This is a genomic window from Moraxella sp. TY6 (genome assembly GCF_048551375.1).
GTDB lineage: Bacteria > Pseudomonadota > Gammaproteobacteria > Pseudomonadales > Moraxellaceae > Faucicola.
Genome location: NZ_JBLYZJ010000002.1, coordinates 223567 through 239799 on the forward strand (window position 1 = coordinate 223567; position 16233 = coordinate 239799).

Here is a 16233-nt window from a genome sequence, read left to right on the forward strand (position 1 = left end):
AGTAAATTAATATGTTGGGATATGCTACCATTATTCGTTTTTTAAGTATAGAAAATAGCAACCACAAAATCGAGTGGCTGATGCGATTTTCATTGACCCTTTTGACGTTATCGTCCTTACAGCCATTTCAATCGCGCCCCCTATGTTAATACCGACAGACATTCCTTTATCCTTATATATTCACATCCCTTGGTGCGTCAAAAAATGCCCCTATTGTGATTTTAATTCCCACGAAAGCCAAGCCCCAATCGACTTTGATGGCTACATATCGGCACTGCTTGCAGATTTGGTGAGCCAGTTGCCGTATGTACAAGGGCGACAAATCAGCTCAATTTTTATCGGTGGGGGAACGCCTTCACTGCTACCGATTGCCAATTATCAGACCTTGTTTGATGGGGTTCGTGGCTTGTTAAAATTAAGCGATGATTGCGAAATCACCATGGAAGCCAACCCTGCAACGGTAGAACACGCCCCTTTTGCGGATTATCTGGCGGTGGGTATCAATCGTTTATCCTTGGGCGTGCAAAGCTTTGCCAGTGAAAAGTTACAAAAACTGGGGCGGATTCATAACCCCTCACAAGCGATAGAGGCGATTAGCAATGCTCAAAAGGCAGGGTTTAAGCGGTTAAATGTCGATTTGATGCACGGCTTACCCAATCAGTCACTCAGTGAGGCGTTGGCAGATTTGCAACAAGCCATTGATTTGGGCGTGTCGCATATTTCATGGTATCAACTGACGATTGAGCCGAATACCGTTTTTTATCGTAATACACCTGTATTGCCTGATGATGACATCTTGGTAGATATTTTTGAGCAAGGGTCGGATTTATTGATTGCCAATGGCTTTCGACAGTACGAAGTATCCGCTTGGACAAAATCAGACCACCCACAGCCTAGCCGACATAATGTTAATTATTGGCAATTTGGTGATTATTTGGCGATTGGGGCAGGGGCTCATGGTAAAGTAACGACAGTGGATGGTATTTTTCGCTTTAGCAAATCTCGCCTGCCAAAAGATTATTTGAATAATCAATCGCCGATTGGTTGGCAAGCGATTGCCAATGATGATTTGCCATTTGAGTTTATGATGAATGGCTTACGGCTGAAAGATGGCGTGCCAAAGGTGTATTGGCATGAGCGGACAGGGCTTGATTGGCAAGTGGTTGAGCCTACACTCATTGACTTGCAAAAGCGTGGCTTGATTGATTTAACCACTGACAATGTGAAATGCAGTGAGCAAGGTTTCTTGTTTTTAAATCAAGTGATATCAGAGTTTTTAGCCGATTAATAATTTTGCCCAATGCCAAAGTTAGCATAATTAATTGCGGTCAAAAGCTGAAAGCCAAAATAACTCGTTGGTTTGTCTTCCCATTTTGCGACATACGAATTTGCTTGATAAATGTCATAAGGGTAATAGCGATTATTTTTCCAACCATCAATATTATTGCGTTCCATATCTGAAATGTCATAACTCACGACTTGGTTATATTCCATCGTCAAAAACTCGCACTGTGAGCCGATATTGGCGTTTGGTTTATCACCACTTAAACTCACATTTGAGAATTTGTAATGACAATAAACGGCTTTATTTTGGGTTGGATGGTAACTGACATAATCGGCATTATCAGGAATATACGGCATTAGTGCTGGTTTGGCATTTTTAGCCAATTGGCGTAAATGATGGACTTGACAAGTTTGGGTGTGTATATCATCAGTGGTAGATTGTTTGTCACGGCTAAAAAACCATTGTTGAAATTCATTGACGGCTTGTTGTTTACCAATAAAATTATACCAACCAAATCTGTCGGTATTTTCTACGGTTAATCCTAATCGTTGGGCGTGTTGCAATGCTTGGTTAAATTTGCATTGGCTATAGGCATTATCTGAAATGATAATTTGACTGGGTTCGGATGTGATTGAAGGCAATAAATTGATGGCAAATAGCGATACAATAGTCAGCAATGCCAATGTTTTAGCATAACTTTTTGAAAATTTTTTTTGTTGTAGCATTGGTGTTATCGTTATTTTTTTATCAGCCATGATGTTACCCTATAGCAGTTTATCAAAAATTTATTGGATATAACATTAAGTAAGAACGTTAATAATTTTTCAAAATATTGTTATAAATGTTATTTTATCAGAATTTAGTAACAGGTGTGATTAGCCTAAATGACATGAGACTCTAAATGCGATTAAATTACAAGCCAATCAATGGTTTCTGAATGTGGATTTTGAAAATTAGACAAAATCAAACACAGGCAAAAAACAGCAAATCATGTTAAAATGGTTTGCTTTTTTTATGTTTTGGACAGACTGACATGACCCATGAAAACGTGGCAACCGCCTCAAATCAGCCACTTGACCAACTAAAAACCTCCGCCCTTGACCGTAGGCTATCCATTGCCAAAGCCTCACTCAATATCGGCAGACGTTGGGCGACAAACAGTGCGTTTGGTTTGTTCAAATCCAAAGAAGAAAAAGCCGTCCAAAAACAAGCCTTTATGCGTGAGCAAGCCCAATACCTTGTCGATGAACTGGGCAAACTCAAAGGTTCTGTCGTCAAAATCGGTCAAATGTTAGCCCTATATGGCGAGCATTTTCTGCCCCCAGAAATCACCGAAGCCCTACAAACCCTTAACGCACAAACCACCGCTTTTGCTTATCCGATTATCGAATCGGCTATCATTCGTGAATTGGGTGAAAAAATCCATGATTTTGACATTGACCCCACACCCATCGGCACAGCGTCACTGGCTCAAGTGCATAAAGCCACCCTCAAAGCCACAGGCGAACAAGTCGCCCTCAAGGTGCAATATCCTAATATCAGCGAAGCAATCGACAGTGACTTGGCGTTATTTAGACACTTGTTAAAAGTCACCAATGTCGTACCACAAACTCGTGAACTTGATGAGTGGTTTGAAGAAATTCGTGACCTGTTGCACCATGAGGTTGATTACACTGCCGAAGCCAACACCACGCAAAAGTTTTATCAGCGATTAGCCAATGATAACCGCTATGTGGTCGCCAAAATCTATCCGCAATACAGCACGGCTCGCTTGATGACCATGAGCTATGAGCAGGGCGTGTCGATTTTGGATGAGCGAGTATTTGGGCTGTCACAAGCACGGCGAAATCGTATCGGTGAAGCCTCGATTGAGATTATGCTCCGAGAGATTTTTGAATGGGGCGATATGCAGACTGACCCCAATTTTGGCAATTATTTGATTCGCCTTGCTGAAAATACTCACGAAAATAGCGATGAGCAAAATGCCGAACCTGTTGACCAATTAGTCTTGCTAGATTTTGGGGCGATTCGCCAGTTTGATGAGCCGTTATTAAGCATCGCACAAGGATTTTTGCACGCAGGATTTTACCATGATAAGTCGGCAATGTTGAATGCGATTGACAAGGCAGGTGAGCATTTTGCATTTTTTGCTGAGATGAACGCCCAAATTCGTGACAATATGGCGGAGTTGTTTTTGCTTGCCAGTGAGCCGTTTAGTTTACCTCAACTCAACCCCACCATTCCGCCAGAGGCATTGGATAGCGAGGGCAATTATGTGTGGGCAAATAGCGATTTACACAATCGTGTGATTCAGTTGGCAGGCAAGTCAGCGACTTCTAAGGCGTTTAGCGTACCACCCAAAGAGTTTATGTTTATTAGCCGTAAATTTATTGGGGCTTATACCTTTATGACGGTGCTTGGGGCGAAAACGGATGCAAGGGATTTGATAAAAGGGTTTTTGTTATGACCCTTTTTGCCATTCAAGCCACCCATCAATCACCGCAAACGCAGGATTGACATTACTTTGCTCACGTAGCCATGCAGTCGTTTGGCGTAAATCCCGCAACTGCTTATGGTAATTTTTTTGCGTTAAGGTCTGACTAACAATCCGACTAATATTCTCTGCACTCGCCTCTTGTTGAATCAACTCAGGCACAATCTCACGCCCTGCCAAAATATTCGGCAACGCCACATAAGGCACTTTTACCAAACGCTTGGCAAGCTGATAGGTCAAATTTTTCATCACATACACCACCACCATTGGGCGACCCAACAACATCGCTTCAAGCGTTGCCGTCCCAGATGCAAGCAAAATCAAATCTGAACAAGCCATTACTTGTTGGCTAAAATTCGCTTGCGACTCATCACAACATACCACCGTATGATGGCGAACGCTGTCGCTTTGGGTTTCTAAATACGCCGATACAATACCATGATGATTGCGATTGACCGTGGGAATGATAAAAAACAGTTTATTATCAATAATTAACATTTTTCTGATACTTTCGAGCATCATCGGTAAAATCGCACTAATTTCACCTCGCCGAGAACCGGGCATCACCGCAATCAAATGACTCATCTCTTGGTCGGTATGCTTGGTAAAAAATTGACGTAACTCGTCATTGTCCCAAATCAGCTCACGGCGAAGTTCTTGGATGGGGGTTTGGGTCAAATTGGGGTCAAGCGTGTGTAAGAGCGAATGCCCCACGCATATCGCAGGGTGGTGATGCTTGCGATACACAGGCAACTCAAATGGAAACAGACACAGCACCAAATGAGTCGCACGTTTGATTTTTTCAATTCGTCCCTCACGCCACGCCCAAATCGAGGGGCTGACATACTGCACGCAATACACACCTTGAGCCTTGAGGCGTTCGCCTAAGCGTAGATTAAAATCTGGGGCATCAATGCCAATAAACATATCAATATTATGCTTATCAAATTCCGCCAAAATTTCATCTTTTGCCCTAAATAAATCAGGCAAATGCTTTAGCACCTCAACCAGCCCCATCACCGCAAGGCGTGACATATCAATTACCGAAGTCAGCCCCTGTCCCTGCATTTGGCTACCGCCGACACCGACCCAAATAATATCATCACGGATATTATTCATCTGTCGCATCAAGTCCGCCCCCAACGCATCGCCAGACACCTCGCCTGCCACAATACCAATCACCAATGGACGTACCGTGATTGGCTTGGCGGTTGGATAGGCATTCGCCTCTGGCATATCAGCAGATGAGGGGTGGGAAGTCATGGTAAAAGTAGTGTCCTTATGTGGTAAATTTTGTCAATTCATTAGATTGTAAAGCCAAACCCTTCAAATGTAAAATCAACTATCCAATTTTTTCAGTATTTTGTTATTTTGTACTAGTATATTGATACTTTATTTGTTATACTATACAAAACTGGTTAACGAAAAATTTTTATCCATAGGCTAACTAAAAGTAGGCTTTTACCTTGAATCTATTAATGACATTATAAAACATTTGGTTTATAGTGATTGTTTAAAAGTTTAACCCAATGATTTGTGAGTATTATGACAACTTTTGCCCAAACTGATATTGCTAATGTAGATAATGTGAACCTTGAAGCAATTTTACCGCTCGTCACCCCTGCGGAACTCAAAACCCAACTACCTTTAAGCCAAAAAGCCATCGACACCGTCACCCAAGGTCGTGAAACCGTGCGAAATATCCTTGATGGTAAAGATAAACGCTTATTGATGGTCATCGGACCTTGCTCAATTCACGATGTTACCGCCGCCCATGAATATGCCGATAAACTGGCTGTGCTTGCCAAAGAAATCGAAGACAGCATCTATATCGTCATGCGTGTGTACTTTGAAAAACCTCGTACGACCGTGGGTTGGAAAGGCTTAATCAATGACCCAGATTTGAATGATAGCTTTGACATCAATAAAGGCTTGTACACGGCTCGTAAACTGCTCCTTGAACTGAATGAAAAAGGCTTGCCCTGTGCCACTGAAGCCCTTGACCCCAACACACCACAATATATGCAGGATTTGATTAGCTGGTCAGCGATTGGGGCAAGAACCACCGAAAGCCAAACGCATCGTGAAATGTCATCGGGTCTATCTTGTCCTGTTGGCTTCAAAAACGGTACAGATGGCGGTATGACAGTCGCTGTCAATGCTATGCAGGCGGTGAAATTTGGGCATAGCTTTTTGGGCTTGGCAGCCGATGGTAAAGTTGCCATTATCAAATCCAAAGGCAACCCTTATGCCCATGTGGTGCTTCGTGGTGGCAATGGTAAACCCAATTATGACGCTACCGCAGTCGCCCAAGCCGAAAATGAACTAGCAAAAGGTAAAGTATCTGGCAAAATCATGGTCGATTCTAGCCATGCCAATTCAAACAAAGACCCGTATTTACAGCCAATGGTGATTCAAAACATTGCCGAGCAAATCAAAAATGGCAATCGCTCCATCATTGGTATGATGGTAGAAAGCCACCTAAAAGGTGGTCGTCAAGATTTAACGGCTGATTTGTCAAAGTTAGAATATGGCAAGTCGATTACCGATGGTTGTATTGATTGGGATATGACGGTCAAAGCCATGCACGATTTGCGTGATGCGGTGAAAGATGTGTTGCCAACTCGTGAATTAAATGATTAAATTGAATGGTTTATTTTAAACTTTAAAAATTATAAAGTCGAATTGGTACGCCATGCCCTAAAAAATTTCCGTGATAAAACGCCCAATCAAGATTCAACAGGCGTGGAAATGTTGCGTGAATTGCGAGATTGGGAACAGCTTAAAAATTAAACGCTAATTTTTTAATTGGCGTTTTTTTATGCCAATAAATGCCTTATATTGATATGCTTATATGGATTTGGAATTTAGCAAAATCATCACTAGCCTTTATGATAAGCAAGTTAAAAATTGCAAAAAGCACAGGATAAACCCCATGTACCAATATAACGCCATCGACCAACAGCTTGTTGATGACCGAGTGGCACAGTTTCGTGACCAAACCCAACGTTTTTTGGCAGGTGAGCTGTCCGAAGAAGAATTTCTCCCCATGCGACTGATGAACGGACTGTACGTTCAACGCCATGCCCCCATGCTTAGGGTCGCCGTGCCGTATGGTTTGCTGGCGAGCTACCAGTTGCGTAAACTTGCCGACATCAGCGAGCAGTACGACCGTGGCTACGGACATATCACCACTCGCACCAATATGCAGTTTAACTGGGTCAAACTTGAACAAGTGCCTGATATTTTGGCGGAATTGGCATCAGTGCAAATGCACGCCATTCAGACTTCAGGCAACTGTATCCGCAACACCACCACCGACCAGTTTGCAGGCGTGATTGCTGATGAAGTGGCAGACCCACGTCCGTATTGTGAAATCATCCGTCAATGGAGTACCTTTCACCCAGAATTTACCTATTTGCCTCGCAAGTTCAAAATTGCGGTTATCGGTACAAAGTCCGACCGTTCAGCGAGCCAACTGCACGATATCGGCTTGCATTTGGTCAAAAATGAACAAGGCGAAATTGGTTTTGAAGTCATCGTGGGCGGTGGGCTAGGGCGTACCCCTGTGATTGGTAAAACCATTCGAGCGTTTTTACCGCAAGTGCATTTGTTATCTTATCTTGATTCTATCTTGCGTATTTATAATCAATACGGGAGACGAGATAATAAATACAAGGCTCGTATCAAAATTTTGGTCGAAAGTATGGGAGCGGAAGAGTTTACCAAAGTCGTTGAGGCGGACTGGGAAAAGCACAACAAAGACGGTGCTTTGACCTTGACCCTTGAGCAAATCGCCCATGCGACCACTTTTTTCCCACCGCCTGATTATCAAAGTTTTAGTGAAGTTGAACTCGCCCAAACCCAACTTGAGTTGTATCATCACTTTAATGATGCCGAGTTTGTGCGTTGGTTTAACCAAAATACCCGTGAACATAAGGTCAAAGGCTATCATGTTGTGGTGATTTCGCTCAAGCATTTTATGCAAGACACAGGCGACATCACATCGACCCAAATGCGTGTGGTGGCGGAGTTGGCGGATAAATACAGTTTTGGTGAAGTGAGAGGCACACACCACCAAAACTTGGTATTGGCGGATGTCAAACTGTCCGATGTGTATGCCGTTTGGCAGGTGTTAAAGCAGTATGATTTGGCTCGTCCGAATATCGGCTTGCTCACCGACATCATTTCTTGCCCAGGGTTTGACTATTGCTCACTTGCCAATGCCAGTACGCTCAACATCGTCAATCAAGTCAATCAATACTTCCAAGATGCGGATTTTGTCCATGATATTGGCGAGATTCGTCTTAATATGTCGGGCTGTATGAATGCCTGTGCCCATCACCATGTGGCGGATATTGGGATTTTGGGCGTGGATAAAAAAGGCGAACATTGGTATCAAATTTCGTTGGGCGGTACGTCAAGCGAAAATGCCAAATTGGGCGAAATTTTGGGTAAATCTGTGCCTGTCGATGCGGTTGCCGAAACGGTCGATGATATTTTGCAAGTTTACCTAAAAAACCGCCAAACCACCGACACGGATTTTGGTAACGAAACCTTTGCCGAAGTGGTCGAGCGGATTGGCATTGAGCCATTTAAAGCCCATGTATATCGTGATAAAAATGCTGACAAGGTTGAGGGATAAGTCATGCCATTGATTAATAAAACCCAAATCATTGATAAGGTTAAAACCGCCATTGTCAGTATTCATGATAAACACATTGATGATGTAGTAATTGGTGACTATGCCGATGCCACCGAATTATTGATTGATTATCGTCCGATTGAGTTTAGCGAAAAACATCCACCAAAACCGCAACTTGAGGGCGATAGATTACTGGCACTCGGTCAGCGTAAAGCGGATAAAAAGTTGGGTATCCTGCTATCTGGGGCAAGTGATTATCAAATCATTAGCGATGACTTAAATAAAGTTTTGCCTGTGTTAGATGTGATTGTCATTGATTTTCATGGCTTTCGTGACGGACGTGGCTATAGCCTAGCTCAAGAAATCGTGCAACATTCGGCATTTCACGACAATTTAACCCTGCGAGCGAGTGGCGATATTTTGCCAGATACCTTGCAGTTATTGGCGGAAGTGGGCTTTAGCGAGTTTCAAATTGACAATAAGGAATTTGATGACTCGTGGTTTGGCTACTTTGACGGTATCAAACATGGCTATACAGGGCGAGATGTGGGGCAGTTGCCGATGTTTGCGAAGTGATTTTTGAGTTGTAAAAAAAGCGAATCGAAAGGTTCGCTTTTTTTATAATAACAGCCGAAATTTAGAAGTCTAATCGCTTACATTCCATTTCTTCATAACGATATCATCTAAAATCATTTTTTAATCATAACCTAATTGGTTAGCATAAGCTATCACAAACGAATAGGATAGCGTTATGAGCAACCAACTAAATATCGACCTTGACCAAGCCAATGCCGACTTAAACGGCAAAACCGCCGAACAAATCGTAGCATGGGCATTAGCTCAAGGCAAAAACCCCATTATCACCACCAACTTCCGCCCTTACGAAGTCGTGCTACTGGACATGGTCGCCAAGCAAAAACCTGATATCACCGTATTGTTCGTGGATTCTGGCTACAACACCGATGCCACCTACCGCCACGCCCAAGAGGTTATCAAACGCCTAAACTTGAATGTTATCACTTATTTACCAAAGCAAACTGCCAAATGGCGTGATGTCGAGTTTAATGGCGTGCCAAGCGTGAATAACCCTGCTCATGCCAAATTTACCGAGCAAGTCAAGCTTGAGCCGTTTGGACGTGCGTTAAAAGAAATCGCCCCAGATGTATGGATTAATGCCATTCGTAAAGACCAAACCGAGTTCCGCCAGTCGCTAGACGTGCTATCAGAAAGTAAAGACGGTGTGTTAAAAGTCGCTCCGTTATTCCATTGGACAGAAAGCGACTTGGAAAAGTATCTAGCGGATAATAACTTGCCGAATGAGCATGATTACTTTGACCCTACCAAAGTCGAAGAAAATCGTGAGTGTGGCTTGCATACGCAACTTTAATTAACGTCTAAATGATGTTGCAGGGGGGGGTAGCGAAACGTTACCCACCTTATTTACTTTAAAATATGGCTAAATTGGCTTGAGAAAAAATGAATACCTTACCCCTATTTTTTAAACTCGAAAACCGCCCTGTGCTTATCATTGGCGGTGGTGACGTGGCATTGCGAAAAGCCGATTTGCTCGATAAAGCAGGGGCGGTGATTACCTTTGTCGCTCCCCACTATGAAGACCGTCTAGTTGCTCAATTTGGCACTGAAAGTAGCAATAGTCGCCATACTTTGATTACCGATGTTTATCACGAAAAATACCTTGATAAACAAACCATCGTTATCGCCTGTACCAATGATAAAGCGGTGAATGAGCAGATTTTTACCGATTGTGAGGCTCGCTTTCTCCCTGTCAATGTGGTCGATAATCCGCCACTTTGCACCTTTATTTTTCCTGCTATCATTGACCGTGACCCCATCACCATTGCGGTGTCGAGTAGTGGCAAAGCCCCAGTATTGGCAAGGCTATTGCGTGCCAAAATCGAAACCATGATACCGCCCCAATATGGCAAATTGGCAGGGCTGGCAGGGCGATACCGTGATAAAGTCAAACAAGCCCTACCCAATGTCACCGCACGGCGTAAGTTTTGGGAAGAAGTGTTTGAGGGCAATATTGGCGAGGCAGTTTTAGCAGAAAAACTAATCGAGAATGAATTGGTTGAAAATGTAAATAGCCTAAGCAAAACAGAACAATCACTCGAAGCCCTATTACAAAGACATACCCAAGCCAATCAACAACTTAGCCAACCAGTTAGCCAAGCAAGCAATCAAGAAAAACTCGGCAAAGTCTATATCGTGGGGGCAGGGGCAGGTGACCCAGATTTGCTCACCTTTAAGGCGTTGCGGTATATGCAACGGGCGGATATCGTGTTTTATGATAATTTGGTATCGCCACAGATTTTGGACTTGTGTCGCCGTGATGCCACCAAGATTTATGTGGGTAAAAAAGCCAGTAATCATGCGGTCGCACAAGCCGATATCAATGCGTTATTGGTCAAACACGCCAAGCAAGGCAAGCGAGTATTACGCCTAAAAGGGGGCGACCCGTATGTATTTGGTCGAGGTGGGGAAGAGGCTGAGGCATTGGTTGAGGCAGGCGTGGATTTTGAGGTGGTGGCAGGGATTACCTCAGCTATCGCAGGGGCGAGTGGGGCAGGGATTCCGCTGACCCACCGTGATTACGCCCAGTCGGTCAAGTTCGTCACCGCTTGCCTCAAGACCGATAGCATGAATGATAACTTTGCTGATTTATTGGATGATACGCAGACGGTGGTGTTTTATATGGGGTTAAAACAGCTTGATAGGCTGACCCAAGGGCTGATTAAGGCTGGTAAAAAGCCGACCACGCCAATCGCCATTGTATCGAATGCCAGTCTGCCGAATCAGCAAGTGTTGACAGGAACGCTTACCGATATCGTGGAGAAGCAAGCGGTGGCGAATCTGCCTGCCCCTGCGTTGCTGATTATGGGGAATGTGGTTACGTTGCATGAAAAATTGGCAAAATAGCAAATAATTTTATTTATCGTCCAAAATCCTATCAATGATGTCTTTTGCCGTTCCACTTTTTGCCAATCGTGCATTTTGCCCTGCCCACAGTGACGAAAATTCATCACTCGCCATACTTTCCGCTTTTGCCTTAATCGGATTAGTCACGAATGACGCATGCGGAAAGGGTGGGGCAGACGCACTCACATAGCCCATCTCACGCATAAAGCGATTGACAATCCCACGAGCCAACCCACCACTAAACACATTGGTCAAGGCAGTATGTTCCGCTTGCTCACTTTGCAACGCTTGACGGTGAAAGTCCTTGGTATCACATTCATCCGCCAGTAGGAACGCTGTTCCCACTTGCACCGCACTCGCCCCAAGAGCAAAGGCGGATTTTGCCGTGATAGCATCGCTAATGCCACCAGCCCCAATCACAGGCACGTTCACCGCTTTGACGATATTCGGCAATAGGCTAAATGTTCCCATCTGTAATGTGACATCTTGGCTCAAAAAATGCCCACGATGTCCGCCTGCCTCTAGCCCTTGAGCGATAATCATATCCGCCCCATTCGCCTCAAGCCAGCGAGCTTCAGCCACTGTGGTAGCGGTGGATAGCACGATTGCCCCTGCTTGTTTGACAATGTTTAGCAAACTTGGTTCTGGCAAACCAAAATGAAAGCTCACCACAGGTACTTTCAAATCCGCCACCAATTCGGCTTGTTCACGCCCAAATGGTTGCCGTCCGCCAGTGGTGGCGATGTTGTCTTTGGTTAAGCCAAATTTATCATAATAGGGCTGTAACGCCTCAAACCATGTTTGTTGCATGGATTCGGTGTATTCGGATTGTTTATGGGCAAAAAAATTGACATTAAAAGGGCTATCAGTTGCCCCTTTAATGGTGTGAATTTCAGTTTCGATTTTATCAAGGCTTAACATCGCACACGGCAATGAGCCAAGCCCACCTGCTTGACACACCGCAATGGCAAGCTTGCTATCTTGCACGCCTGCCATTGGGGCTTGAATCAAGGGATGGGTCAAGGATAAGCGATTAATCAAATTCATGGTGGACTGGTGCAGGACGTTTAAAACCACCTGTTTTGTACGCAAGATAAACAATACCCAACGCACCCCAAATCAAGCCTGCAGTCAACGCATGGTCATCAACTTCTAACCATAATAATGCGACTGCAATAAACCCTAACAATGGCATGATAATGAAAGAGAAAATCTCACCAATACTATGACGGCGACCATCTCGCATCGCATATTTGGCAATCACTGATAAATTCACAAAGCTAAATGCCGTCAATGCACCAAAGCTAATCAATGAAATAACCAAATCTAAATCCATAAAACCTGCAGTCAATGCGATTAATCCCACAAGTAGAATATTATAAGTGGGTACACGCAAATTTTGGCTAATATGACCAAAGAATTTTTTATTAATTACATTGTCACGACCCATCACATACATCAAGCGAGATACCCCTGCATGGGCTGAAATACCTGATGCCATGACAGTGACGATGGCAAAATATAACACGATACTTTGGACAAATGCCCCACCGATTGCCAATAAAATGTCTGGTTGAGTGGCTTCAACATCCGCAAAGTATTTTTCTGGTGCAGAAGGGAAATATAATTGCATAAAATACGTTGCCACAATAAATAGCACACCTGCAATCAGTGACGTTAATACAATCGCTTTTGGTAACGTTTTTTTCACATCTTTGGTTTCTTCTGCCAATGAACTTAACGCATCAAACCCAGTAAATGAGAAACACAAAATCGTTGCCCCAGTAATTAACTTACCAACATCTGACATCTCGCTCCAAAATGGACGCATACTACCCAGTGCATACGCATTGGCTTGTAGGCTCATTTGACCATCTGCATTAATACCTATACTTAGGCTTTGATACATCAAATAAATGAAGTATAAAATCACCGCAATTTGAATAAATACAATCCAACTATTAAACTGAGCAACGAATTTTGCACCACGTAAATTCACCCCAGTCATCAAAGCAGTCAGACCAATGACCCATACCCAATGATTGACAGCAGGAAACAAGGCTTCAAGATAAATCACTGCCAAAATAATGTTTACCATTGGTGACATCAAATAATCTAACAAAGATGACCAACCGACCAAAAATCCTGCATTGGGATGAATGGCTTGTTGCGTATAAGTATATGCTGAACCTGACGATGGGTATTTGCGAATCATATGCCCATAGCTAAACGAAGTCAGCAAAATAGCAGCTAACGCAAAGATATACGACATGGGAACATGTCCGATACTAGCTTCTGAAACCATACCGAACGTATCAAAAAGTGTCATTGGCTGAATATACGCCAAACCAATAATGATAATATGCCATAGCCCAAGATTGCGATGAAGCGAACCTGTCGCCTCAGGAATTTCTGGAACTACCTCAGATGGGGTGGGGGTGTATTGTGTCAACGTTACCTTTCTCCTATACCTCGTGTCAAATTATGGACAGTATGACAAATTGACAAGTGGGTGAAATACATTGCGATCAATCATGGTATTAGACCGCTTTCCAAACCACTAAGTAGCATGGGTTACAAAGCGTTTTATTGAATGATTAATCGCACTAACAGCTAAAAAGTTTGCCATTATAGCCAAAAAATTACAGGTATAAAACAAAAAATTAGCGTTTGCGTAACCACGTTTATAGCATTGAAGCAGAATACGTAATGCCTTTCCTTTCATATACATCATAAATCGCTTGCAGTAACGGCTGAATCAGTGGATTGGTTTGATGAGCCAACAGATTCATAAATATCGGAGCAGTGGCATTTTCATGGCGTAGGCGGTGATAATGAATTTGTGAAGTACGTACTGTTTTGAGGCTATCAGGTACAATCGTGATACCCTCACTGGCGGCCACCAAACCCAAAGCGATTTGAATATCTCGAACTTTATGGGTATTTTTGGGTTTTAGGCGATGTTGCTCAAATAAGCTCAATAAAGGATCAGTTTCTAAGCGGTCAGCTTGTTGGGGCAAAGGGGTGCGATGATACAAAATAATCGTTTCTTCCATCAGCTCTGCCAATGCCACCCCTTGGTCTGCCTGTCGACTCGCCAACGGATGAGCGATTGGCAAAGCCACCACAAAGCGTTCATGGCGTAAAAAAATTTGTCGAATAAACGAATCGGTATGCCGAAAACGACTAAACCCCACATCAATTTCCCCAGACTTGAGGGCAGTTAATTGCTGGTCGGAGCTGATTTCTACCAATTTAATATCAAGGTTGGGTAAATCGGCTTTGAGGGTCGAAATAATTTCTGGTAACAGCCCATACAGCACTGAAGCCACAAAGCCAATCGTTAGATGATTGTTTGCAATCGGTGAGGCAAAGCGTTGGGTCATTTGATTGATTTGGTCTAATTGTGCCAATAACGGCTCAATTTGTTTGAGATAAAACTCACCGACAGGCGTTAAACGTAACGGACGGTGATAACGGTCTATCAGCTCAACACCTAAACATTGTTCTAATTGTTGGACATGACGACTGAGTGACGGCTGTGAAATGCCTAGCTGTTGGGCGGTTTGGCTAAAACTGCCAAATTTTGCCACCTGTAAAAAAATTTGTAACTGTATCAGCGTGGGATAGTCAGCGATCATAAAATTATGCTATTCTACAAAAATAGAGAAAAATGGTCATTACAAAAAATAATTTTTTGGCAAGGTTTTTGCAAGATATAAATTTTAACAAGTAATAACAATTGACATAAATAACTGACAATTTTTGCCAACAATACTAACAAAAATTGCATTTTATCTCATATTTATGACATTTGATACCAAATTATAAGGAGCGATAACAAATGGCAATAAAATTTCCAAGCAAAAAACCAAAACAAGATATTTCATTGGATAACTCTCCTTATACCGCCCCTCGCACAGAAATCACCGCCATCAATACAGGCTATGATGGTCAGTATAATGACAGTAAATTCTACTCATGGAATGGACGCATTGGACGCATACAATATATTGCTTATCCTACCATGTTTGGTTTGGTTGCCATGCTGATTATGATGGTCGTGTTTATGGCAATGGGTGGTATGGCAAGCATTGCCAGTGGTAGTGTATCGGATAGCCTATCAGGTGGATTGGTTGGGTTGTTTATGTTACTGATGCTTGGCATGACGTATATTCAATTTGCCACCAGTAAACGCCGATTGAATGATTTAAATCGTACAGGTTGGTTATCGTTATTATTATTTGTCCCGATTGCTAGTTTATTGTTATATATTTATTTGTTGGCGATGAAAGGTGACGAGGGTATCAATGACTATGGGTTACCACCTGCACCACCCAGTCGAGCGACCATTATCATTGGTATCGTATTGCCGCTAGTGGGTGTGGCATTGATTGGGATTTTGGCGGCCATTGCGATTCCTGCCTATCAAGATTATGTCGAACGTGCCAAAGAGCAATCCTCACAAGTGGATGATAATAGTGCCACGACCGCACCAGTCGCCCCAACCGATACCGCCCCTGCCAGTGGCGTAATACCTGCATCCGTGGTATTGCCCTCTGTGACCACCGTCCCTGCCACCGAACCAGCCCAGTCTGCCAATGATGACTTGACAAAACCTGTGATGGTGGATAAAGAAGCCAATAAGGAAAATGGTAAAACAGCCGAAACCAAACCTAGTGATGCCCCTGCTGACGCAAAACCAACCAGTGACAAACCAGAAAAATCCAAAGGCACAGAAGTGGCATTTGCCGAACCCAATAAGCCTGCCAATAAAGCCAGTGGAAATGGCAATAGTTCTAGTATGTCGTATGAGGAATTTGTCAAAGCGTCCGAACAGCCTATTTTTGCTGATAGGTAGGATAAATA

The 16233-nt window shown here is 43.3% G+C and carries 13 protein-coding genes; 8 read left to right on the forward strand and 5 right to left on the reverse strand.

All coding sequences use genetic code 11. The annotated features are described in order from the left end of the window. Nucleotides 1–142 precede the first annotated feature (142 nt). The gene (gene hemW, locus ACK1U4_RS02895; protein ID WP_419400462.1) at nt 143–1288 is read left to right on the forward strand and encodes a radical SAM family heme chaperone HemW; all 1146 of its coding nucleotides are present in this window, start codon (nt 143–145) and stop codon (nt 1286–1288) included. Here hemW and ACK1U4_RS02900 read toward each other — a convergent pair. Continuing rightward, a complete protein-coding gene (locus tag ACK1U4_RS02900) occupies nt 1285–2040 on the reverse strand; it encodes a hypothetical protein (RefSeq protein ID WP_419400461.1) in 756 nt (251 codons plus the stop codon). The two genes, hemW and ACK1U4_RS02900, sit on opposite strands and share 4 nt — an antisense overlap. Nucleotides 2041–2318: 278 nt before the next feature. Between ACK1U4_RS02900 and ACK1U4_RS02905 the strand changes: the two genes are divergently transcribed. Then, nucleotides 2319–3752: an ABC1 kinase family protein gene (locus ACK1U4_RS02905; protein WP_419400460.1), complete on the forward strand. Its 1434-nt coding sequence runs from the start codon at nt 2319–2321 to the stop codon at nt 3750–3752. On the opposite strand, the gene lpxB is transcribed toward ACK1U4_RS02905, so the two are convergent. After that, the gene (gene lpxB, locus ACK1U4_RS02910) at nt 3747–5015 is read right to left on the reverse strand and encodes a lipid-A-disaccharide synthase (RefSeq protein ID WP_419400560.1); all 1269 of its coding nucleotides are present in this window, start codon (nt 5013–5015) and stop codon (nt 3747–3749) included. The two genes, ACK1U4_RS02905 and lpxB, sit on opposite strands and share 6 nt — an antisense overlap. 309 nt (nt 5016–5324) lie before the next feature. Between lpxB and ACK1U4_RS02915 the strand changes: the two genes are divergently transcribed. From ACK1U4_RS02915 to cysG, 5 genes are all read left to right on the forward strand, one after another. Further along, nucleotides 5325–6422, forward strand: coding sequence for a 3-deoxy-7-phosphoheptulonate synthase (locus ACK1U4_RS02915; RefSeq protein ID WP_419400459.1), 1098 nt, complete (start codon nt 5325–5327; stop codon nt 6420–6422). Nucleotides 6423–6714: 292 nt separating this feature from the next. Then, nucleotides 6715–8424 carry a nitrite/sulfite reductase gene (locus ACK1U4_RS02920; RefSeq protein WP_419400458.1) on the forward strand — a complete coding sequence of 570 codons (1710 nt, stop codon included), beginning with the start codon at nt 6715–6717 and terminating at the stop codon, nt 8422–8424. Between the two features lie 3 nt (nt 8425–8427). Next, on the forward strand, nt 8428–9000 hold the full coding sequence (locus ACK1U4_RS02925) for a DUF934 domain-containing protein (protein ID WP_419400457.1): 573 nt from the start codon (nt 8428–8430) through the stop codon (nt 8998–9000). A 175-nt stretch (nt 9001–9175) separates the two neighbouring features. Further along, entirely contained in the window at nt 9176–9811 is a 636-nt protein-coding gene (locus ACK1U4_RS02930; protein ID WP_419400456.1) for a phosphoadenosine phosphosulfate reductase family protein, read from the forward strand. A gap of 89 nt (nt 9812–9900) precedes the next feature. Next, complete coding sequence (gene cysG, locus ACK1U4_RS02935; protein WP_419400455.1) at nt 9901–11364, forward strand: siroheme synthase CysG; 1464 nt, start codon at nt 9901–9903, stop codon at nt 11362–11364. Nucleotides 11365–11373: 9 nt separating this feature from the next. On the opposite strand, the gene ACK1U4_RS02940 is transcribed toward cysG, so the two are convergent. The 3 genes from ACK1U4_RS02940 to ACK1U4_RS02950 all read right to left on the reverse strand — a co-directional run bounded on the left by ACK1U4_RS02940 (nt 11374) and on the right by ACK1U4_RS02950 (nt 15005). Beyond that, entirely contained in the window at nt 11374–12411 is a 1038-nt protein-coding gene (locus ACK1U4_RS02940) for an NAD(P)H-dependent flavin oxidoreductase (protein WP_419400454.1), read from the reverse strand. Then, complete coding sequence (locus ACK1U4_RS02945; protein WP_419400559.1) at nt 12398–13774, reverse strand: APC family permease; 1377 nt, start codon at nt 13772–13774, stop codon at nt 12398–12400. The genes ACK1U4_RS02940 and ACK1U4_RS02945 overlap by 14 nt, the downstream gene beginning before the upstream one ends. A gap of 274 nt (nt 13775–14048) precedes the next feature. Then, nucleotides 14049–15005 carry a LysR family transcriptional regulator gene (locus tag ACK1U4_RS02950; protein WP_419400453.1) on the reverse strand — a complete coding sequence of 319 codons (957 nt, stop codon included), beginning with the start codon at nt 15003–15005 and terminating at the stop codon, nt 14049–14051. Between the two features lie 203 nt (nt 15006–15208). On the opposite strand from ACK1U4_RS02950, the gene ACK1U4_RS02955 reads away from it, so the two are divergent. Continuing rightward, nucleotides 15209–16225 (forward strand): DUF805 domain-containing protein, encoded by a 1017-nt coding sequence (locus ACK1U4_RS02955; protein WP_419400452.1) that lies wholly within the window; start codon nt 15209–15211, stop codon nt 16223–16225. The last annotated feature ends 8 nt before the right edge of the window (nt 16226–16233 follow it).

What these genes read in the sequence shown, in the direction of transcription:
- hemW (WP_419400462.1), top strand. Translation starts at nt 143, where the DNA reads ATGTTAATACCGACAGACATTCCTTTATCCTTATATATTCACATCCCT.
- ACK1U4_RS02955 (WP_419400452.1), top strand. Translation starts at nt 15,209, where the DNA reads ATGGCAATAAAATTTCCAAGCAAAAAACCAAAACAAGATATTTCATTG.
- ACK1U4_RS02930 (WP_419400456.1), top strand. Translation starts at nt 9,176, where the DNA reads ATGAGCAACCAACTAAATATCGACCTTGACCAAGCCAATGCCGACTTA.
- cysG (WP_419400455.1), top strand. Translation starts at nt 9,901, where the DNA reads ATGAATACCTTACCCCTATTTTTTAAACTCGAAAACCGCCCTGTGCTT.
- ACK1U4_RS02920 (WP_419400458.1), top strand. Translation starts at nt 6,715, where the DNA reads ATGTACCAATATAACGCCATCGACCAACAGCTTGTTGATGACCGAGTG.
- ACK1U4_RS02950 (WP_419400453.1), bottom strand. Translation starts at nt 15,005, where the DNA reads ATGATCGCTGACTATCCCACGCTGATACAGTTACAAATTTTTTTACAG.
- ACK1U4_RS02940 (WP_419400454.1), bottom strand. Translation starts at nt 12,411, where the DNA reads ATGAATTTGATTAATCGCTTATCCTTGACCCATCCCTTGATTCAAGCC.
- ACK1U4_RS02905 (WP_419400460.1), top strand. Translation starts at nt 2,319, where the DNA reads ATGACCCATGAAAACGTGGCAACCGCCTCAAATCAGCCACTTGACCAA.
- ACK1U4_RS02915 (WP_419400459.1), top strand. Translation starts at nt 5,325, where the DNA reads ATGACAACTTTTGCCCAAACTGATATTGCTAATGTAGATAATGTGAAC.
- ACK1U4_RS02900 (WP_419400461.1), bottom strand. Translation starts at nt 2,040, where the DNA reads ATGGCTGATAAAAAAATAACGATAACACCAATGCTACAACAAAAAAAA.
- ACK1U4_RS02925 (WP_419400457.1), top strand. Translation starts at nt 8,428, where the DNA reads ATGCCATTGATTAATAAAACCCAAATCATTGATAAGGTTAAAACCGCC.
- lpxB (WP_419400560.1), bottom strand. Translation starts at nt 5,015, where the DNA reads ATGCCAGAGGCGAATGCCTATCCAACCGCCAAGCCAATCACGGTACGT.